The organism is Streptomyces sp. NPDC003247, assembly GCF_042888135.1.
Taxonomy (GTDB): Bacteria; Actinomycetota; Actinomycetes; order Streptomycetales; family Streptomycetaceae; genus Streptomyces.
In genome coordinates, this window is sequence record NZ_JBIAPF010000001.1 from 266777 (window position 1) to 285007 (window position 18231).

The window sequence follows — 18231 nt, forward strand, 5'->3', positions numbered from 1 at the left end:
GACGGGCCCGGCGGGGCGGATGGGCCGGGCAGGGCGGACGGGCCGGGCAGGGCGGACGGGCCGGGCAGGGCGGACGGGCCGGGCAGGGCGGACGGGCCGGGCAGGGCGGACGGGCCGGGCAGGGCGGATGGGCCGGGCAGGGCGGACGGGCCGGGCGGGGTGGCGCGCGGAGTGGGGTGGCGCGCGGAGTGGAGTGCGGGGTGGGACGCGGAGTGGAGTGCGGGATGGGGCGCGGAGTGGAGTGCGGGGTGGGGCGCGGAGTGGAGTGCGGAGTGGAGTGCGGTGTTCCGCCGTGTGCTCATCCCTTCCGGGCGATGAGCCGGTACGCGTTCGAGAAGCGGGTGCGGCACAGGAGCGGGGCCAGGGTGTGGTCGAGCACGGTCGCCGTCCGCACCAGGGCGGCCGCCCCGCGCAGGAGGCCGGGGCGGTTCGGCGGGACGGCGCGGGCCAGGGAGAGGGAGAGCGCCGCCGACAGGTCGTGGGGGAGGTGGGGGGCGCGGCGGTCCGCGGTGAGGACGGTGCAGCCCTGGCCCTCCAGTTCGGTGCGGAGGTTGGGCAGCGGCATCAGGTGGACGTGGCGGGGCTGGCCGTGCGGCAGCCACCACTTGCCGAGGAGGGCGGCGAACGCGCTGCGCGGGTCGGGGACTTCGAGGAGGAGGTGACCGCCGGGGCGGAGGACGGTGAGGGCGGCGCGCAGTTCCTCGCGGGGGTCGTGGGTGTGCTCCAGGTGGTGGAGCATGCTGACGACGTCGTAGCGGGCGCGCAGGCGCGCGGTGACGCCCGGGGTGGTGAGGTGCCCGACGTGGGCCTCCTCGACGCGGCCCGCCAGCCGCGCCCGTTCCACCGTCGGGGTGGGGTCGAGGCCGTCGAACGCCGTGTACGGGAACATCGTCCGCGCGGCCTCCGGGAAGAGGGCGTGGCCCGTGCCCACGTCCAGCCAGCTCTCCGGCTCCCCGAACGGCAGCATCGTCCGGGCGACGGCCCGCAGACGGCGGCGGCGGGTGCGGACCGCGAGGGCGCGGTCGGTGAGGGCGCGGTGGGTGGGGACCGTGGGGAACTCCTCGTCCGGGCCGCGCCGGTAGAGGGCGAGCCCCTCCGGGGTCAGGCGGGGGTTCTGGAAGGCGTGGGCGCAGTCCCGGCACTCGTCGACGGTGAAGGTGCCCGGTCTGTGGTGCAGCAGGTCCGGAGCGCGCAGCCGGGTGCGCAGGCGTCTGGAGCCGCACCAGGGGCAGTCGTCGCGGCGCGGCTCGTGGATGGGCCTGGGGGGCATGAGCGGCTCCGGTGGGAGGGCGGGCGAACCATGCGGCAATCCGTAGCAAAACGGAACGTATGGGATCACGATGATGGGTGCAAAGACGCCGTGCGGACGGGGTGGCGGTGTGGCGCGGAACCGTTCGTTCGGTGCCGGTACTGTTCGGCGAATGAGCTCGCTTAATCTCGACGACTTCACCGATCTGATCGAGCGCCCCGACGGCGGGGTGCGGCGCGACGCGGAGGCGTACCGGGACCGCCGGATCGTCCCGGCCGGGGCGCTGGGGCGCCTCGACGACCTGGGTGAGTGGCTGGCGGCGGCGCAGGGCGCGGTGCCGGTGCGCCCGGTGGAGCGGCCGCGGGTGGTGCTGTTCGCCGGCGACCACGGGATCGCCGCGCTCGGCGTCTCCGCCCGGCCCGCGGGCGGCGCCGGGCAGCTGGTGCGGGAGGTGCTGGAGGGCGGCCGCCCGTCGGCGGTGCTGGCGCGCCGGCTCGGGGTTCCGGTGCGGGTCGTGGACATGGCGCTGGACTGCGAGCCGGACGCGTTCCCCGAGGACGTCGTACGGCATCGGGTGCGGCGCGGCAGCGGCCGTATCGACGTCGAGGACGCGCTGACCGCGCAGGAGGCCGAGGCCGCCTTCCTGGCCGGGGTCGCCGTCGCCGACGAGGAGGCGGACTCCGGTACGGATCTGGTCGTGCTCGGCGATGTGAGCGTGGGCGGCACCACGGCGGCGGGCGTGCTGGTCGCCGCACTGTGCGGGACCGACGCGTCCGTGGTGACCGGGCGGGGCGGGGAGGCGATCGACGACCTGGCGTGGATGCGCAAGTGCGCGGCGATCCGCGACGCGCTGCGGCGGGCCCGGCCGGTGCTCGGGGACCAGTTGCAGCTGCTGGCGACCGTCGGGGGTGCCGACCTCGCCGCGATGACGGGCTTCCTGCTCCAGTGCGCCGTGCGGAAGGTGCCCGTGGTCCTGGACGGGGTCGTGACGGCGGCGTGCGCGCTGGTCGGGCAGCGGATCGCCTTCCGGGCGCCCGACTGGTGGCTGGCGGGGCAGCGCAGCGGCGAGCCGGGGCAGGCCAAGGCGCTGGACCGGATGGCGCTGGAGCCGCTGCTGGACCAGGGCGTGACCGTGGGCGAGGGCGCGGGCGCCCTGCTCGCGCTGCCCCTGGTGCAGGCCGCGGCGGCGCTGGCCGCCGAGCTGCCGGAGAAGCAGGCGAAGCCGGAAACGGCGGACGAGCCCGAGGGGGCGGACGAGCCGAAGGGGTCGGACGAGCCCGAGGAGTCGGAGGCGTCCTCGGCGTCCTGACCGGAGCCGTGCGGGCGTGGGCCGGACGGCTGACGGGGCGGCACCGGCGGAGGCGGCAGAAGAGCGGTTCGCCGGATCGGCGCCCATATGATCACATGTCATGGGAGATGTCCGGATCGCTTCCCGTCGGGCCGCCGCCTTCACCGTCTGGTATCTGCGGGCCGTCGCCTTCGTCAACCTGCTCAGCGCGGTATGGGTCTCCCTGGGGCAGGACGTGCGCCGGCACAACCAGGCCGACTTCTTCACCCCCTACCTGCTGACGGCCGGGTTCGCCCCCGGTGTCTTCACCGCGTTCCTGGCCGTCACCATGCGGCGCCGCAAACGGGCCGCGTGGATCCTCAACCTCGGTCTGAGCGGCGCGTTCCTCGCACTGCTCGGCCCCGCCATGGCGTTCCCGGAGATCCGGCGGTACCCCCAGAACTGGGTCTCCCTCGCCCTGACCGCCGCCTTCGTCGCCGCGCTGCTCGTCGGACGCGCGGAGTTCTACGCCAAGGGCGACCGCGCCAATCCGAGGCTCGCCGCGGCCGTCGGCGCCGGCGGGCTGCTCGGCGCCTCGCTGCTGGCCTCGCTGCTGGTGACCCTCACCGACCGTGCCCCCGGCCCGTCCACCTTCCTCGACCGCTGGCGCTACGGCGCGCTGCGGCTGGTCTCGGTCGCCGACGACCACCTGTTCCCCCAGATCTCCCCGCCCACCTGGGTCGACGTCGCCGTGAACGTCCTCAGCACGCTCCTCGTCCTCGCCGTCCTGTACGCCGCCTTCCGCTCCCGGCGGGCCGTCGACCCCCTCACCGCGGACGACGAGAAACGGCTGCGGGAACTGCTCGACCGGCACGGGGAGCGGGACTCGCTGGGCTACTTCGCGCTGCGCCGGGAGAAGAGCGTGCGCTGGTCGCCGACCGGGAAGGCCGCCGTCGCCTACCGGGTGGTCGGCGGGGTGTCCCTGGCGTCCGGGGACCCGCTCGGGGACCCCGAGGCCTGGCCGGGGGCGATCGGGCCGTGGCTCGCCGAGGCCCGCTCGCACGGCTGGATCCCGGCGGTGATGGGGGCGAGCGAGGAGGCCGGGACGGTCTACGCCCGGCACGGCCTGGACGCCCTCGAACTCGGCGACGAGGCGGTCGTGGAGGTCGCCGAGTTCACCCTGGAGGGGCGGGCCATGCGGACGGTCCGACAGGCCCACAACCGGGTGCGGCGGGCCGGGTACGCCGTGCGGATCCGGCGGCACGAGGACATCGCCGCCGACGAGACGGCGTACCTGGTGCGGCGCGCCGACGAGTGGCGGGACGGGGCGGCCGAGCGCGGGTTCAGCATGGCGCTGGGGCGGCTCGGGGACCCGGAGGACGGGCGGTGCGTGATGGTGGAGTGCACCGACGCCGAGGGCCGCCTCAGGGCCCTGCTGTCCTTCGTCCCGTGGGGGCCGCACGGGCTGTCGCTCGATCTGATGCGGCGGGACCGGGACTCCGACAACGGACTGATGGAGTTCATGGTCATCGAGCTGCTGCGGCGCGCCCGCGGCCTCGGCGTCACCCAGGTGTCGCTGAACTTCGCGATGTTCCGGTCGGTGTTCGAGCGCGGCTCCCGCCTGGGCGCCGGGCCGGTGCTGAGGCTGTGGCGGTCGCTGCTCGGCTTCTTCTCCCGGTGGTGGCAGATCGAGTCGCTGTACCGCGCCAACGCCAAGTACCGGCCCGCCTGGGAGCCCCGCTTCCTGCTCTTCGAGAAGAGCGCGGACCTGCTCCGCATCGGCCTGGCGTCGGCGCGGGCGGAGGGCTTCCTGGAGCCGCCGGTGCCGGCCGGGCGGCCGCGCCGTACGCGCCTGGGGGCCCGCCGGTGAACCCGCTCGCCCGCTGGGCCCGCACCGAGTGGGGGCCGCTGGGCGCCGCCGTGCGCGGGCCGCTCCTGGCCGAGCGGTGGCGGGCGGTCCCGATGACGCTCGGGGCGGTGTGCCTGACGGCGGCCCTGCACGCCGTGCAGAACCAGGGCTGGGGCCACGCGTTCGTGGGGTCCGTGGGCGTGGTGCGGGCCGAGGACCCGCTGGGGGCGGCCCTGCTGCGCACCCCGCTGTCGCTGTTCGTGCCCGCGCCGGACCTGCCGGTCTGGGGCGCCCTCGCGCAGGTCCTGTGCGTCTTCGGCCTCGCGGAGATCTGCCTGGGCCGGCGGCCTACCCTCCTCGTCGCGTACGCCGCCACCCTCAGCGGCTCGCTGTACGCGCGCGTGGGCGTCGCCCTCGGCCCGGGCCGCCTCCTGGGCCTGCCCGCCTCCGACGCCCAGGTGGTCGACACCGGCCCCTCGGCGGCGGTGGTGGGTCTCGCGGTCCTCCTCGGCCACCGGTACCGCGCGTACGCCACGGCCGGCGCGGTCGTCGTGGCGATGGTCGTCGAGGTGCTCCTGAAGGCGAACCTGGCGGGCAAGGAGCACCTGGCGGCCATCGCGGGCGTGGTGGTGGGGTGCGGGGTCGTGCGGGCGGGGCGGCGCCGCTTCGTTCCCGCTCGGTGCCCGCCGCGCACCGGCGGCACCCGGCGCACCCTCACCCCGCCCGACGAGCCCCCGCCCGACGAGCCCCCGCCCGACGAGCGCCCTCACCCCCGCCCGGCGGAGCGCAGCTCCGCGTCCGTCTTGCCGCCGAGCCAGTCCCCCACCACCCGCCTCGGCCGCGCCCACCGCCGGTCGTGCCGGTAGGCGCGCAGCGCCGCCCTCGCGCGCGCCCGGGGGCGGCGGCGGTAGAAGCGGCGGGCCCACCAGGATCCGGGGCGGGCCAGGCGGACGAAGCCGATCAGGCCGACGAACGGGACGATCACGCTGAAGATCGCCATCCGGCCCTTGCCCTTGCTCAGGACCCCCAGGGCGAACAGGAAGTTGAGCACCACGGTCGAGATCACGCTCCCGCGGTCCTGCCGCTCGTCCGGGCCGACGTCGTTGACGCCGAACGGCGAGAACCCCACCAGGACCAGCCCCACCAGGGCGGCCGTCAGGACGACGACCTCGACGCTCTTGCGGCCCGCCGCCGTCCAGTACACGTCGTCGAGGTGCAGGACCAGCGCGAACTCGTCCAGGACGAGCCCGGCGCCGACGCCGAAGACGATCGCGAAGGCGGCCGCGCCGAAGCCGTTCCGGCCGCTCGCCACCGCGCCGAAACCGCCGAGCACGGTCAGGACGACGCCCGGGACCACGTGGTGGACGTGCAGTCCACCCGCGCTGACGTTGCCGAACGGGCCCCGCCCGGCGCGGATCAGACGGGTGACGGCACGGGTGACCAGGAAGGTCAGGACGAAGGCGGCGAGGGCGAGGAGCAGCGGGAGCTTGCCCGGCTCGACGATGTTCCGCTGCACCCAATGTCCCATAAGCGCATTCTCATCCCCGTCCCCCGGGGGTGCCCGCCCGACCGCCCGGTAACCTGCGCCGGTGTCCACGACCCCGCCTCCCCCGCCTCCCCCGCTCCCCGCGCCCTCCCGCCTCGACGGACTCCGTTTCGCCTTCGGCACGCTCACCGTGCTCCCGGTCCGGGTGACCCGCTGGGACCGTGCCGCCGCGCGCGGCGGCATGCTCGGCGCCCCGGTGGCCGGGCTGGTCGTCGGCGGCTGCGCGGCCGGGGCCGGGTGGGCGGCGCTGCTGCTGGGCGCGGGCCCCCTGCTCGCCGCCGTCGCCTCCGTCGCCGTACCCGCCGTACTCACCCGTGGGCTGCATCTCGACGGGCTGGCCGACACCGCGGACGGGCTGGGCAGCGGCAGGCCCGCCGAGGACGCGCTGCGGATCATGAAGCAGTCGGACATCGGGCCGTTCGGCGTGCTCACGCTGGTCCTCGTCCTGCTCGCCCAGGCGGCGGCGCTGGCGCAGTTGTACGGCGCCTCCTGGGCGCGCGGCGCGCTCGCGGCCGTCGTCGCGGCGGTCGCGGGGCGGCTGGCGCTCACCCTGGCCGCCCGCGCCGGGGTCGACGCCGCCCGGCCGGAGGGGCTGGGGGCGGCCGTGGCCGGGGTGGTGCCGGTGCGGGCGGCGTCGGCCGCGGTGGCCGCCGTCACCGCCGCCGCGGCGGCCGCCGGCGCGCTCATCGGCCCGTACGACGCCGTCCGCACGGCCCTCGCCGTCGTCCTCGCCCTGGCCGGCGCCGAACTCCTGCTGCGCCGCTGCGTACGGCGCTTCGGCGGGGTCACCGGCGACGTCTTCGGCGGCCTCGCGGAGACGGCGACCACGACGGCGCTCGTGGCCCTCTGCCTGGGCGGCTGAACCCCACCCCACGGACCACACCGCCCCACGCCACCGCCCTACGCCACCGCCCCACGCCACCGCCCCACGCCACCGCCCCACGCCACCGCCTCACGCCCCCCGCCTCACGGACCACCCCGCGAACCGCCCGCCCGGCGGGTCACCCGCCCGCCCGCCGCTCGCCCCCGGACAGCCCGGCAGGACACCCCTCGGGCTGAACCCGGCGGACACCCTGCGGACCGAGCCCGGCAGAACACACCGCGGGCCGAGCCCGGCGGGACACCCCCGCGGGCCGAGCCCGGCGGATCGCGTCCCGGACGGTCCGGCAGTTCGCGTCCTGGACGGTCCGGCGGGCCGCGTCCCAGCACCACCGGCAGATCACATCCCGGACAACCCGGCAGACCACGCCCCAGCAGGACCGGCAGGTCGCGTCCCGGCCAGTCCGGCGGAACCCCGCGCTCCGGGCGGAAGCCCGTCACAGGCCGGAAGCGGGTGCGCCGGTGCCGGGTGTCCGACGGCACCGGCGGTCGTCGGGGAGCCGCCCGAGCCGGTGTCGCCGACGCCGCCATGCCGACCCGGGGCGTGTGACTCGAGTCATGGGGTGCGAGGATCGGGCCGTGGCCACGACGCCAACCGACAGGTGAGGACTCGTGTGCGTGAGCGATTGCACACGCGCGCGTACGCTCGTTGCGGGGTTCGCCGTGCCGGTTCGCCGCGCCGGTGCGGCCGGCCTCGGTTGCGACCGCACCCTCGACCCGGATCCAGGGTCGGCTGTCGGGCCCGGTCGACCCACACATTTCCGGCCACAGCAACTTCACATCGGAAGCGAGAATTCACCACCGTGACTGCTCTCACTCTCAGCACCGCCGCGGCGCCCGGCCTGCGGGCCGACGCGATCGTGATCGGTGTCGCCAAGGGCACTGCACCCGGCTCCGGTGACCTGGTCGTCGCCCCGGGCGCCGAAGCCGTGGACAAGGCCTACGACGGCCGGCTCGCCGGCGTCCTGGAGACCCTCGGGGCCACCGGCGCCGAGGGCGAGGTGACGAAGCTGCCCGCCCCGGCCGGCTTCAAGGCACCGCTCGTGCTGGCGGTGGGGCTGGGCGGGGAGCCAGAGAAGGACGCCTCCTACGACGCCGAGGCCCTGCGCAGGGCTTCCGGTGTGGCCGCCCGCACCCTGACCGGGACCAAGAAGGCCGCCTTCGCCCTGCCGCTGGCGGACGGCGCAGGCCTCGGCGCGGTCGCCGAGGGCGTGGTGCTCGGCGCGTACTCCTTCGACGCCTACAAGAACGGCGCCGGGAACGCCGCGAAGGCGAAGAAGGGCAAGGCGCCGCTCGCCGAGGCCGTCCTGCTCGGCGGCAAGCCGCGCGACGCCGCCCACAAGGCCGCGCTCGCCCGCGCCGCCGCCGTCGCCGAGGAGCTCAACCGCGCCCGCGACCTGATCAACATGCCGCCGAACGACCTCAACCCGGAGGCCTTCGCCACCCTCGCCCAGACCGCGGCCAAGGACCACGGCATCAAGGTGCAGGTCCTGGACGAGAAGGCCCTCGCCAAGGGCGGCTACGGCGGCATCCTCGGCGTCGGCGCCGGCTCCGCGTCGGCCCCGCGCCTGGTGAAGCTGACGTACACCTCGTCCAAGGCGAAGAAGCACCTCGCCTTCGTCGGCAAGGGCATCACCTACGACTCGGGCGGCATCTCGCTGAAGCCGGCCGGTCACAACGAGACGATGAAGTGCGACATGAGCGGCGCGGCCGCCGTCTTCGCGGCCGTGGTCGCCGCGGCGCGCATCGGCCTGGAGGTGAACGTCACCGGCTGGCTGGCGCTCGCCGAGAACATGCCGTCCGGCTCCGCCACCCGCCCGGGTGACGTGCTGCGCATGTACAGCGGCAAGACCGTCGAGGTCCTCAACACCGACGCCGAGGGCCGGCTGGTGCTCGCCGACGCCCTGTGGGCCGCCTCCCAGGAGAAGCCGGACGCCATCGTGGACGTCGCCACGCTGACCGGCGCGATGATGCTGGCGCTGGGCAACCGCACGTTCGCGATCATGGCGAACGACGAGGCGTTCCGCTCCACGGTGTTCGAGACCGCGGAGGAGGTCGGGGAGCCGGCCTGGCCCATGCCGCTGCCCGAGCACCTGCGCAAGGGCATGGACTCCTCCGTCGCCGACATCGCCAACATGGGTGAGCGGATGGGCGGCGGGCTGGTCGCCGGCCTCTTCCTGCGGGAGTTCGTGGGCGAGGGGATCGCCTGGGCTCACCTGGACATCGCCGGCCCGGCGTTCAACGAGGGCGGCCCCTTCGGCTACACCCCCAAGGGCGGCACCGGTACGGCCGTGCGGACGCTGGTGCGCCTCGCGGAGCTGACCGCCGCGGGCGATCTCGGCTAGGGCCTGTCGTTCGGATCAGGTCGCAGGGACCCGACAGCGCCCTGTGAGCGCCGGTGAGCGGGGTCTGGTGCGTGCAGCTGCAAGGCGGAGGAGGGCGTCGATGCGGAGCATCGGCAACCGACGACAACGCCGCAGATGCGCGTGCCGGACCCCGCGTCTGCGGCGTGATCCGGACGACAGGCCCTGGCTCCCCCGGAGCGGGGGACTGTGCGCCTGATCACTCGGGTCGTGTCCGTTGTGCAGCGGGTGCGAACCGTATGTGGCTGGTCGCGCGGTTTCCCGCGCCCCCGGCGGGGCCGATTCCCCCCGTCACACGTGAGCGTGGGGCGTCTCACACCCCGGCCCCGCGTCCCGTACGCCTCCCACAGGTGCGAAGATGGGGCTCGGCAGGACAGGGCCCCACCACAGGGCCGAACGAAGAGCGGCCGGACACCAGCCGCCGACCGGTCACCGACGACCGGCGTGGCGCACATGCATGGAGGACGTGACGTGGCGAACGACGCCAGCACCGTTTTCGACCTAGTGATCCTCGGCGGTGGTAGTGGCGGTTACGCCGCGGCCCTGCGCGGGGCGCAGCTGGGCCTGGACGTCGCCCTGATCGAGAAGGACAAGGTCGGCGGCACCTGCCTGCACCGGGGTTGCATCCCCACCAAGGCCCTGCTGCACGCGGGCGAGATCGCCGACCAGGCCCGCGAGAGCGAGCAGTTCGGCGTCAAGGCCACTTTCGAGGGCATCGACATCGCCGGGGTCCACAAGTACAAGGACGGCGTGATCTCCGGCCTGTACAAGGGCCTCCAGGGTCTCGTCGCCTCCCGCAAGGTGACGTACATCGAGGGTGAGGGCCGGCTGTCCTCCCCCACCTCCGTCGACGTGAACGGTCAGCGGATCCAGGGCCGCCACGTCCTGCTGGCGACCGGCTCCGTACCGAAGTCGCTGCCGGGCCTGGAGATCGACGGCAACCGGATCATCTCCTCCGACCACGCCCTCGTCCTGGACCGCGTGCCGAAGTCCGCGATCATCCTGGGCGGCGGTGTCATCGGCGTGGAGTTCGCCTCCGCGTGGAAGTCGTTCGGCTCGGACGTCACCGTCATCGAGGGTCTGAAGCACCTCGTCCCGGTCGAGGACGAGAACAGCTCGAAGCTTCTTGAGCGCGCGTTCCGCAAGCGCGGCATCAAGTTCAACCTCGGCACCTTCTTCTCCAAGGCCGAGTACACCGCCGACGGCGTCAAGGTCACCCTGGCCGACGGCAAGGAGTTCGAGGCCGAGGTCCTGCTGGTCGCGGTGGGCCGCGGGCCCGTCTCGGCCGGTCTCGGCTACGAGGAGCAGGGCGTCGCGACGGACCGCGGCTACGTCCTGGTCGACGAGTACATGCGGACGAACGTCCCCACCATCTCCGCCGTCGGCGACCTGGTCCCGACGCTCCAGCTCGCGCACGTCGGCTTCGCCGAGGGCATCCTGGTGGCGGAGCGCCTGGCCGGTCTGAAGACCGTCCCGATCGACTACGACGGTGTCCCGCGGGTGACGTACTGCCACCCGGAGGTCGCCTCCGTGGGCATCACCGAGGCCAAGGCCAAGGAGATCTACGGCGCGGACAAGGTCGTCGCTCTGAAGTACAACCTGGCGGGCAACGGCAAGAGCAAGATCCTTCAGACCGCGGGCGAGATCAAGCTCGTCCAGGTCAAGGACGGTGCCGTGGTCGGCGTCCACATGGTCGGCGACCGCATGGGCGAGCAGGTCGGCGAGGCCCAGCTGATCTACAACTGGGAGGCCCTGCCGGCCGAGGTGGCCCAGCTCATCCACGCCCACCCGACGCAGAACGAGGCGCTCGGCGAAGCCCACCTGGCCCTGGCGGGCAAGCCCCTCCACGCGCACGACTGACCCTCGGTCGACAAGCGACGACACAGACTTCCGCAATTCGTAAGGAGCAACCGAAACCATGGCGGTTTCCGTAACCCTTCCGGCGCTCGGCGAGAGCGTCACCGAGGGCACTGTCACCCGCTGGCTGAAGGCCGAGGGCGAGCGCGTCGAGGCCGACGAGCCGCTGCTCGAGGTCTCCACCGACAAGGTCGACACCGAGATCCCCTCCCCGGCCGCCGGCATCCTGGCCTCCATCAAGGTCGCCGAGGACGAGACGGTCGAGGTCGGCGCCGAGCTGGCCGTCATCGACGACGGCACCGGCGCGCCCGCCGCCGCTCCGGCCCCGGCCGCCGAGCAGGTCGCCCCGCCGGCCCCCGAGCCGGCCCCGGCCGCCCAGCCGTCCACCGAGCAGGCCGCCCCGGCCCCGGCTCCCACCGCCGAGGCCGCCGCCGGCGCCGGTTCCGCCGAGGGCACGGACGTCGTCCTGCCCGCGCTCGGCGAGTCCGTCACCGAGGGCACCGTCACCCGCTGGCTGAAGTCGGTCGGCGACAGCGTCGAGGCCGACGAGCCGCTGCTCGAGGTCTCCACCGACAAGGTCGACACCGAGATCCCCGCGCCCACCTCCGGTGTGCTGCTCGAGATCACGGTCGGCGAGGACGAGACCGCCGAGGTCGGCGCCAAGCTCGCCGTCATCGGCGCTCCGGGTGCCGCTCCGGCGGCCGCCCCGGCCCCCGCGGCCCCGGCTCCGGCGCCCGCCGCCGCTGCCCCCGCCCCGGCGCCCGCTCCGGTCGCGCCCGCCGCCCCGGCTCCGGCCCCGGCTGCTCCGGCCGCCCCGGCCGCCGCCGCTCCGGCCCCGGTCCAGCCCGCCGCCCCGGCGCCCGCGCCGGCCGCTCCGGCCCCGGTCACCCCGGCTCCGGCCGCTCCGGCGCCGGTCGCCGCGCAGGCCACCGACGAGGGCGCCTACGTCACCCCGCTGGTGCGCAAGCTCGCCGCCGAGAGCGGCGTCGACCTGGCGTCCGTCAAGGGCACCGGCGTCGGCGGCCGTATCCGCAAGCAGGACGTCGTCGCCGCGGCCGAGGCCGCGAAGGCCGCCGCCGCCGCTCCGGCGCCGGCTCCGGCCGCGGCCGCCCCGGCCGCCGCGAAGAAGGCCCCGAAGCTCGAGGTCTCCCCGCTGCGCGGCCAGACCGTCAAGATGCCGCGCATCCGCAAGGTCATCGGCGACAACATGGTCAAGGCCCTGCACGAGCAGGCCCAGCTGTCCTCGGTCGTCGAGGTGGACGTCACCCGCCTGATGCGCCTGCGCGCCCAGGCCAAGGGCTCCTTCGCCGCGCGCGAGGGCGTCAAGCTCTCCCCGATGCCGTTCTTCGTGAAGGCGGCGGCCCAGGCGCTGAAGGCCCACCCGGTCATCAACGCCAAGATCAACGAGGCCGAGGGCACGATCACCTACTTCGACTCCGAGAACATCGGTATCGCGGTGGACTCCGAGAAGGGCCTGATGACCCCGGTCATCAAGGGCGCCGGCGACCTGAACATCGCCGGGATCGCCAAGGCCACGGCCGACCTCGCGGGCAAGGTCCGGGCGAGCAGGATCAGCCCGGACGAGCTGGCCGGCGCGACCTTCACCATCTCCAACACCGGTTCGCGCGGTGCGCTCTTCGACACGATCATCGTGCCGCCGGGCCAGGTCGCGATCCTCGGCATCGGTGCCACGGTCAAGCGTCCGGCCGTCATCGAGACGGAGGAGGGCACGGTCATCGGCGTCCGCGACATGACGTACCTGACCCTGTCCTACGACCACCGTCTGGTGGACGGCGCCGACGCCGCGCGTTACCTGACCGCGGTCAAGGCGATCCTGGAGGCGGGCGAGTTCGAGGTCGAGCTCGGCCTCTGACCCGTCGGCCCGCACCGGGCCGGGACCCCGACGACGTCGGGATCGCACGGCACGCCTCCTGGCCGTACGGCTGTACGGCGCCCCCGTTCGGAGCCCTCGGGCCTCCGGGCGGGGGCGCCGCGCGTTTCGGGGTCGTGTAAGTCTCGTCTCACCTGCGGGAAAGCACCCCCAGCGCCCCTCCGGGAGCAGCCGTCGGCCGTATTGTCTAAACGTCAAACGCCCTAGGGGCCGATGGGCGGCCCCTCCCTAAGGAGCCCTCATGACCGCGCCCGTCGTCCACTCGCTGCGCGAACAGATCCGCGAGCACATCGTGGAGGGGATCGTCAGCGGGCGCTGGAAGCCGGGCGAGCGGATCGTGGAGCGGCGGATCGCCACCGAGCTGGAGGTCAGCCAGACGCCGGTGCGGGAGGCGCTGCGCGAGCTGGAGTCGCTGCGGCTGATCGAGTCCGCGCCGAACAAGGGCGTCCGGGTGCGCAACCTGACCGCGGCCGACCTGGAGGAAAGCTATCCGGTCCGGGCCGGTCTGGAGGCGATCGCGGCGGAGCTGGCGGCGCAGCGGCTGGCGGAGGACTGCTCGGCGCTGGAACCGCACGTGGCGGCGCTGTACGAGGCGGACCTCGCGTCGGACGGCACGGCCCAGGTGCGGCACACCGTGGCCTTCCACCGCGAGCTGGTCCGGGCGGCGGGCAACTCCGTCCTGCTGCACACTTGGGAGGGGCTGGGCATCGAGGTCTTCACCGCCCTGTCGATCCGCTGGCTGGGGACGGTCCAGCAGTCGTACGCGGAGGAGCACGAGGAGCTGGTGCAGGCGTTCCGCCGGCGCGACCCGAGGATCGCGGAGCTGGTGAAGGCCCACGTCCTGGGCTGCGCACCGCGGCACGGGGGCGAGTAGGCCACCGGCCACCGATCGCCGGCCACCGATCACCGCTCACCGATCACCGACAACCCGCCCGGACGGGCGGGCAGTGCGGCGTACCGTCTCACCGCCGCCGGACCGCCGTCTCCCCGCCGCCGGACCGCCGTCTCCCCGCCGCCGGACCGCCGTCTCCCCGCCGCCGCCCCCTCGCGGACACCGGAGCGCGCCCGCGCTCAGACGCCGCCCCACCTGCGAAAACCGCCCATTTCGGCGTCACCCGGTGCCACTGACGAAGGCACCGCGTGCCTATTTTCTCGTTATCGAGAGATTTTGTCCCTCAACCCTTTGATCGATCATCGATCAGGGGGTTACAGTCACCGACGGGCTTGCCACCCAAGCCCCCGCCCTGTCCTGCCAAAGACCTAGGGCACCCCCGAACCCTTGCAGATGAGGGAACCCCCTTCGACTGAGGAAGGCGGCGACATGACCGACCCCAACGCCATCCAGCCGAGCGCGCTCGACCAGCTTCCCGACCGTGACCCGGAGGAGACCGCCGAATGGCAGGCCTCACTGGACGCGGTCACCAAGGCGGCCGGTCCGCACCGTGCCGCGTACCTGATGCGGCGCACGCTGGAGCGTGCCGAGGGCAACGGCATCGCGCTGCCCAAGCTGCTCGAGACCGACTACGTCAACAGCATCCCCACCGCCGCCGAGCCCGCCGTACCGGGTGACGAGGCGATGGAGACCCGGATCACCGCCTGGAACCGCTGGAACGCGGCCGCGATGGTCACCCGCGGCTCCAAGTACGGCGTCGGCGGCCACATCGCCACCTTCGCCTCCGCCGCCTGGCTGTACGAGACCGGCTTCAACCACTTCTTCCGGGGCAAGGAGGCCGACGGTTCGGGCGACCAGCTCTACATCCAGGGCCACGCCTCCCCCGGCATCTACGCCCGCGCCTTCCTCGACGGCCGGCTGAACGAGAGCCACCTGGACAACTTCCGCCAGGAGGCGGGCGGCAACGGTCTCCCGTCCTACCCGCACCCGCGGCGGCTGCCCTGGCTGTGGGAGTTCCCGACGGTGTCGATGGGCCTCGGCCCGCTCTCCGCGATCTACCAGGCGCGCTTCAACCGCTACCTGACCAACCGCGGCATCAAGGACGTCTCCGCCTCCCACGTGTGGGCGTTCCTCGGCGACGGCGAGATGGACGAGCCCGAGTCGACGGCGGCCCTCGCGCTCGCCGCCCGCGAGGAGCTGGACAACCTCACCTTCGTCATCAACTGCAACCTCCAGCGCCTCGACGGCCCGGTCCGCGCGAACTTCAAGATCGTGCAGGAGCTGGAGGCGCAGTTCCGCGGCGCCGGCTGGAACGTGGTCAAGACGCTGTGGGGCACCGCCTGGGACGAGCTGTTCCGGCTCGACACCACGGGCGCGCTCGTACGCCGTCTGCGCCAGGTACCCGACGCGCAGGTGCAGACGTACCAGACCCGTGACGCCGCCTACATCCGCCAGGACTTCTTCGGCGCCGACCCGGCGCTCGTCGAGATGGCGAAACTGCTGAGCGACGACAAGATCCTCGAGTGCTTCCACCTCTCCCGCGGTGGTCACGAGGCGCGCAAGGTCTACGCCGCCTACCGTGCCGCCCTGGCGCACAAGGGCGCGCCGACCGTGATCCTGGCGCAGACCGTCAAGGGCCACACCCTCGGTGAGGGCTTCGCGTCGAAGAACGCCAACCACCAGATGAAGAAGCTGACGGTGGACGAGTTCAAGACCATGCGCGACCTGCTGGAGCTGCCGATCTCCGACGCGCAGTTCGTCGACGGGGTCGTCCCCTACGGCCACCCCGGTGCCGACTCCCCCGAGGTCCGCTACCTCCAGGAGCGCCGCGCGGCCCTCGGCGGCCCGGCCCCGGCCCGCCGTGTGCACCCCGTCGCCCCGCTGCCCGCCCCGGCGGAGAAGGCGTTCGCCTCCTTCGACAAGGGCTCCGGCGCGCAGAGCGTGGCGACCACGATGGCCTTCGTCCGCCTGGTCAAGGACCTGGTCCGCGACAAGGAGACCGGCAAGCGCTGGGTGCCGATCGTCCCCGACGAGGCGCGCACCTTCGGCATGGAGAGCCTCTTCCCGTCCCTGGGCATCTACTCGCCCAAGGGCCAGACGTACGAGCCGGTCGACCGCGACCAGCTGATGTACTACAAGGAGGCCGAGAACGGCCAGATCCTCAACGAGGGGATCACCGAGGCCGGCTCGATGGCCGACTTCATCGCCGCCTCGACGTCGTACGCGACGCACGGCGAGACGATGATCCCGTTCTACATCTTCTACTCGATGTTCGGCTGGCAGCGCACGGCCGACCAGATGTGGCAGCTCGGCGACCAGCTCGGCCGCGGCTTCCTCGTCGGCGCCACCGCCGGCCGCACCACGCTGACCGGTGAGGGCCTCCAGCACGCCGACGGCCACTCCCCCGTCATCGCCGCGACCAACCCGGCCGCGCTGACGTACGACCCGGCGTTCGCGTACGAGATCGCCGTCATCGTCAAGGACGGTCTGCGCCGCATGTACGGCGAGGCGGCCCCGGGCGAGGACCCGAACGTCTTCTACTACCTGACCGTCTACAACGAGCCGATGCCGCAGCCGGCGAAGCCGTCCGGCCTCGGTATCGACGAGGGCATCGTCAAGGGCCTGTACCGCTTCAACACGGCGGAGTCGGCGGCGCTCGCCCCGGCCGCCAACGCCCCGCGGATCCAGCTGCTGGGCTCCGGCACGGCGATCCACTGGGTGCTGGAGGCGCAGCGGCTGCTCGCCGAGGAGTGGGGCGTGGCCGCCGACGTGTGGTCCGCGACCTCCTGGACCGAGCTGCGCCGCGACGCGCTGGAGGCCGACGCGGCCCTGCTGCGCGGCGAGGAGCGGGTGCCGTACGTCCGTCAGGCGTTGCAGGGCGCCGAGGGGCCGGTGCTGGCGGTCTCCGACTACATGCGGCAGGTCCCGGACCAGATCGCGCAGTGGGTCGAGCAGGACTACTCGTCGCTGGGCGCCGACGGCTTCGGCCTGTCGGACACCCGTGAGGCGGCCCGCCGTCACTTCGGCGTCGACGCGCAGTCGGTCGTCGTCGCGGCCCTGGCCCAGCTCGCGAAGCGCGGCGAGGTCAAGGCGACGGCGGTGAAGGAGGCCCGGGAGAAGTACGGGCTGTAGTCACCGGGGGCCCGAGGGTCCCGAGGTTCCGGGGAAGGGGTGCGGCGGCCGCCGTGCCCCTTCCCCGTTTCCGTGCCGGTGGGTCCCGGCATCATGAACCCATGCGTGCGGCCCGGCTCATCAAGATGGTGCTCCTGCTCCAGTCCCGGTCCTCCTCCCTGACCGCCGCCGAGCTGGCGCGCGAGCTGGAGGTGTCGGAGCGGACGGTCGCCCGGGACGCCCAGGCGCTGTCGGAGGCGGGCGTCCCGGTGTACGCCGAGCGGGGGCGGGCCGGGGGTTACCGGCTGGTGGGCGGCTACCGGACGCGGCTGACCGGGCTGGCCCGCGGGGAGGCCGAGGCGCTGTTCCTGAGCGGGGTGCCGGGGGCGCTGCGGGAGATGGGGCTGGAGGACGCGGCCTCGGCCGCCCGGCTGAAGGTGTCCGCCGCGCTGCTGCCCTCCCTCCGGGACGCCCCGCGCACGGCCGCGCAGCGGTTCCACCTGGACGCGCCGGGCTGGTTCCAGGAGCCGCGCACGCCCGAGCTGCTGCCGGTGGTCGCGGAGGCGGTCTGGGACGACCGGCGGATCCGCGCCCGGTACCGGCGGGGCGAGGGGGAGCGCCGGCGGGAGGTGGTGCGGGAGCTGGAACCGTACGGGCTCGTGCTCAAGGCGGGGGTCTGGTACCTGTGCGCGCGGGTCGCGGGCGCCGGGTCCTTCCGGACGTACCGGATCGACCGGTTCACGGCGGTGGAACCGGTCGGAGCGCCGGGGGCGCCGGAGGCGCAGGAGGATCGTTTCGCCCGGGACGAGGACTTCGACCTGCCGGCCCACTGGGCCGACCAGGCCGAGCGGTTCGCCCGGTCGATCCTCCGGACGGAGGTGGTCCTGCGGCTGTCGGAGACCGGCGTACGGGGGCTGCCGCACGCCGTGGACCCGGTGGCGGCCCGGGACGCCCTGGCCCGCGCCGGGGAGCCCGACGCGGCCGGCCGGGTGACGGTCGTGCTGCGCGTGGAGTCCGAGGAGGTGGCCCACGCCCAGCTCACCGCGCTGGGCCCGGAGGCCGAGGTGCTCTCCCCGCCGTCCCTGCGCCACCGCTTCACCGAGGACGCGGCACGGTGGGCCCGCCTGTACGACTGACGGGGCTCGTGCGCGGGCGCACCGCCCTGGACACCCGCCTCGCGGCCCCGGCCCTCCCGGGCCGCGAGGCGGGGCCGGGGCCCGGCCCCGCCTGGACGGCCCGCTGCACCCCTTCAGGGCCCGCTCTCGGCGCGGACACGGCACGCACGGCCCGTACAACAGACAGCCCGGCGCCCGCAGCCGCCCCGCCG

General features: G+C 74.3%; 12 protein-coding genes. 10 read left to right on the forward strand and 2 right to left on the reverse strand.

Going from position 1 to position 18231, the window contains the following annotated elements:
* Window positions 1-298: 298 nt before the first annotated feature.
* Window positions 299-1270, reverse strand: a complete 972-nt coding sequence (locus tag ACFYWQ_RS01150) for a class I SAM-dependent methyltransferase (RefSeq protein ID WP_389511662.1) — start codon at window positions 1268-1270, stop codon at window positions 299-301.
* 151 nt (window positions 1271-1421) lie between these two features.
* Between ACFYWQ_RS01150 and cobT the strand changes: the two genes are divergently transcribed.
* The 3 genes from cobT to ACFYWQ_RS01165 all read left to right on the forward strand — a co-directional run bounded on the left by cobT (window position 1422) and on the right by ACFYWQ_RS01165 (window position 5231).
* Window positions 1422-2558, forward strand: coding sequence for a nicotinate-nucleotide--dimethylbenzimidazole phosphoribosyltransferase (gene cobT / locus ACFYWQ_RS01155; RefSeq protein ID WP_389511663.1), 1137 nt, complete (start codon window positions 1422-1424; stop codon window positions 2556-2558).
* Between the two features lie 100 nt (window positions 2559-2658).
* Window positions 2659-4386 (forward strand): phosphatidylglycerol lysyltransferase domain-containing protein, encoded by a 1728-nt coding sequence (locus tag ACFYWQ_RS01160; RefSeq protein WP_389511664.1) that lies wholly within the window; start codon window positions 2659-2661, stop codon window positions 4384-4386.
* The gene (locus ACFYWQ_RS01165; RefSeq protein ID WP_389511665.1) at window positions 4383-5231 is read left to right on the forward strand and encodes a hypothetical protein; all 849 of its coding nucleotides are present in this window, start codon (window positions 4383-4385) and stop codon (window positions 5229-5231) included. Before ACFYWQ_RS01160 ends, ACFYWQ_RS01165 begins: the two co-directional genes overlap by 4 nt.
* Here the strand turns inward: ACFYWQ_RS01165 and ACFYWQ_RS01170 are convergent.
* Window positions 5132-5893: a hypothetical protein gene (locus ACFYWQ_RS01170; RefSeq protein WP_389511666.1), complete on the reverse strand. Its 762-nt coding sequence runs from the start codon at window positions 5891-5893 to the stop codon at window positions 5132-5134. The genes ACFYWQ_RS01165 and ACFYWQ_RS01170 overlap by 100 nt on opposite strands.
* A gap of 61 nt (window positions 5894-5954) precedes the next feature.
* On the opposite strand from ACFYWQ_RS01170, the gene ACFYWQ_RS01175 reads away from it, so the two are divergent.
* From ACFYWQ_RS01175 to ACFYWQ_RS01205, 7 genes are all read left to right on the forward strand, one after another.
* Entirely contained in the window at window positions 5955-6773 is an 819-nt protein-coding gene (locus tag ACFYWQ_RS01175; RefSeq protein WP_389511667.1) for an adenosylcobinamide-GDP ribazoletransferase, read from the forward strand.
* 820 nt (window positions 6774-7593) lie between these two features.
* Window positions 7594-9135, forward strand: coding sequence for a leucyl aminopeptidase (locus ACFYWQ_RS01180; protein WP_389511668.1), 1542 nt, complete (start codon window positions 7594-7596; stop codon window positions 9133-9135).
* A 489-nt stretch (window positions 9136-9624) separates the two neighbouring features.
* Entirely contained in the window at window positions 9625-11013 is a 1389-nt protein-coding gene (gene lpdA / locus ACFYWQ_RS01185) for a dihydrolipoyl dehydrogenase (RefSeq protein WP_389511669.1), read from the forward strand.
* Between the two features lie 58 nt (window positions 11014-11071).
* The gene (sucB, locus tag ACFYWQ_RS01190; protein ID WP_389511670.1) at window positions 11072-12883 is read left to right on the forward strand and encodes a 2-oxoglutarate dehydrogenase, E2 component, dihydrolipoamide succinyltransferase; all 1812 of its coding nucleotides are present in this window, start codon (window positions 11072-11074) and stop codon (window positions 12881-12883) included.
* Between the two features lie 259 nt (window positions 12884-13142).
* Complete coding sequence (locus ACFYWQ_RS01195) at window positions 13143-13775, forward strand: GntR family transcriptional regulator (RefSeq protein ID WP_389511671.1); 633 nt, start codon at window positions 13143-13145, stop codon at window positions 13773-13775.
* Window positions 13776-14222: 447 nt separating this feature from the next.
* Window positions 14223-16925, forward strand: a complete 2703-nt coding sequence (aceE, locus tag ACFYWQ_RS01200; protein WP_389511672.1) for a pyruvate dehydrogenase (acetyl-transferring), homodimeric type — start codon at window positions 14223-14225, stop codon at window positions 16923-16925.
* A 101-nt stretch (window positions 16926-17026) separates the two neighbouring features.
* Window positions 17027-18040 carry a helix-turn-helix transcriptional regulator gene (locus ACFYWQ_RS01205; RefSeq protein ID WP_389511673.1) on the forward strand — a complete coding sequence of 338 codons (1014 nt, stop codon included), beginning with the start codon at window positions 17027-17029 and terminating at the stop codon, window positions 18038-18040.
* Window positions 18041-18231: the final 191 nt, after the last annotated feature.

Coding starts and splice junctions, on each gene's coding strand:
- ACFYWQ_RS01150 (WP_389511662.1), bottom strand. CDS start 1,270: ATGCCCCCCAGGCCCATCCACGAGCCGCGCCGCGACGACTGCCCCTGG.
- cobT (WP_389511663.1), top strand. CDS start 1,422: ATGAGCTCGCTTAATCTCGACGACTTCACCGATCTGATCGAGCGCCCC.
- ACFYWQ_RS01160 (WP_389511664.1), top strand. CDS start 2,659: ATGGGAGATGTCCGGATCGCTTCCCGTCGGGCCGCCGCCTTCACCGTC.
- ACFYWQ_RS01170 (WP_389511666.1), bottom strand. CDS start 5,893: ATGGGACATTGGGTGCAGCGGAACATCGTCGAGCCGGGCAAGCTCCCG.
- sucB (WP_389511670.1), top strand. CDS start 11,072: ATGGCGGTTTCCGTAACCCTTCCGGCGCTCGGCGAGAGCGTCACCGAG.
- ACFYWQ_RS01195 (WP_389511671.1), top strand. CDS start 13,143: ATGACCGCGCCCGTCGTCCACTCGCTGCGCGAACAGATCCGCGAGCAC.
- aceE (WP_389511672.1), top strand. CDS start 14,223: ATGACCGACCCCAACGCCATCCAGCCGAGCGCGCTCGACCAGCTTCCC.
- ACFYWQ_RS01205 (WP_389511673.1), top strand. CDS start 17,027: ATGCGTGCGGCCCGGCTCATCAAGATGGTGCTCCTGCTCCAGTCCCGG.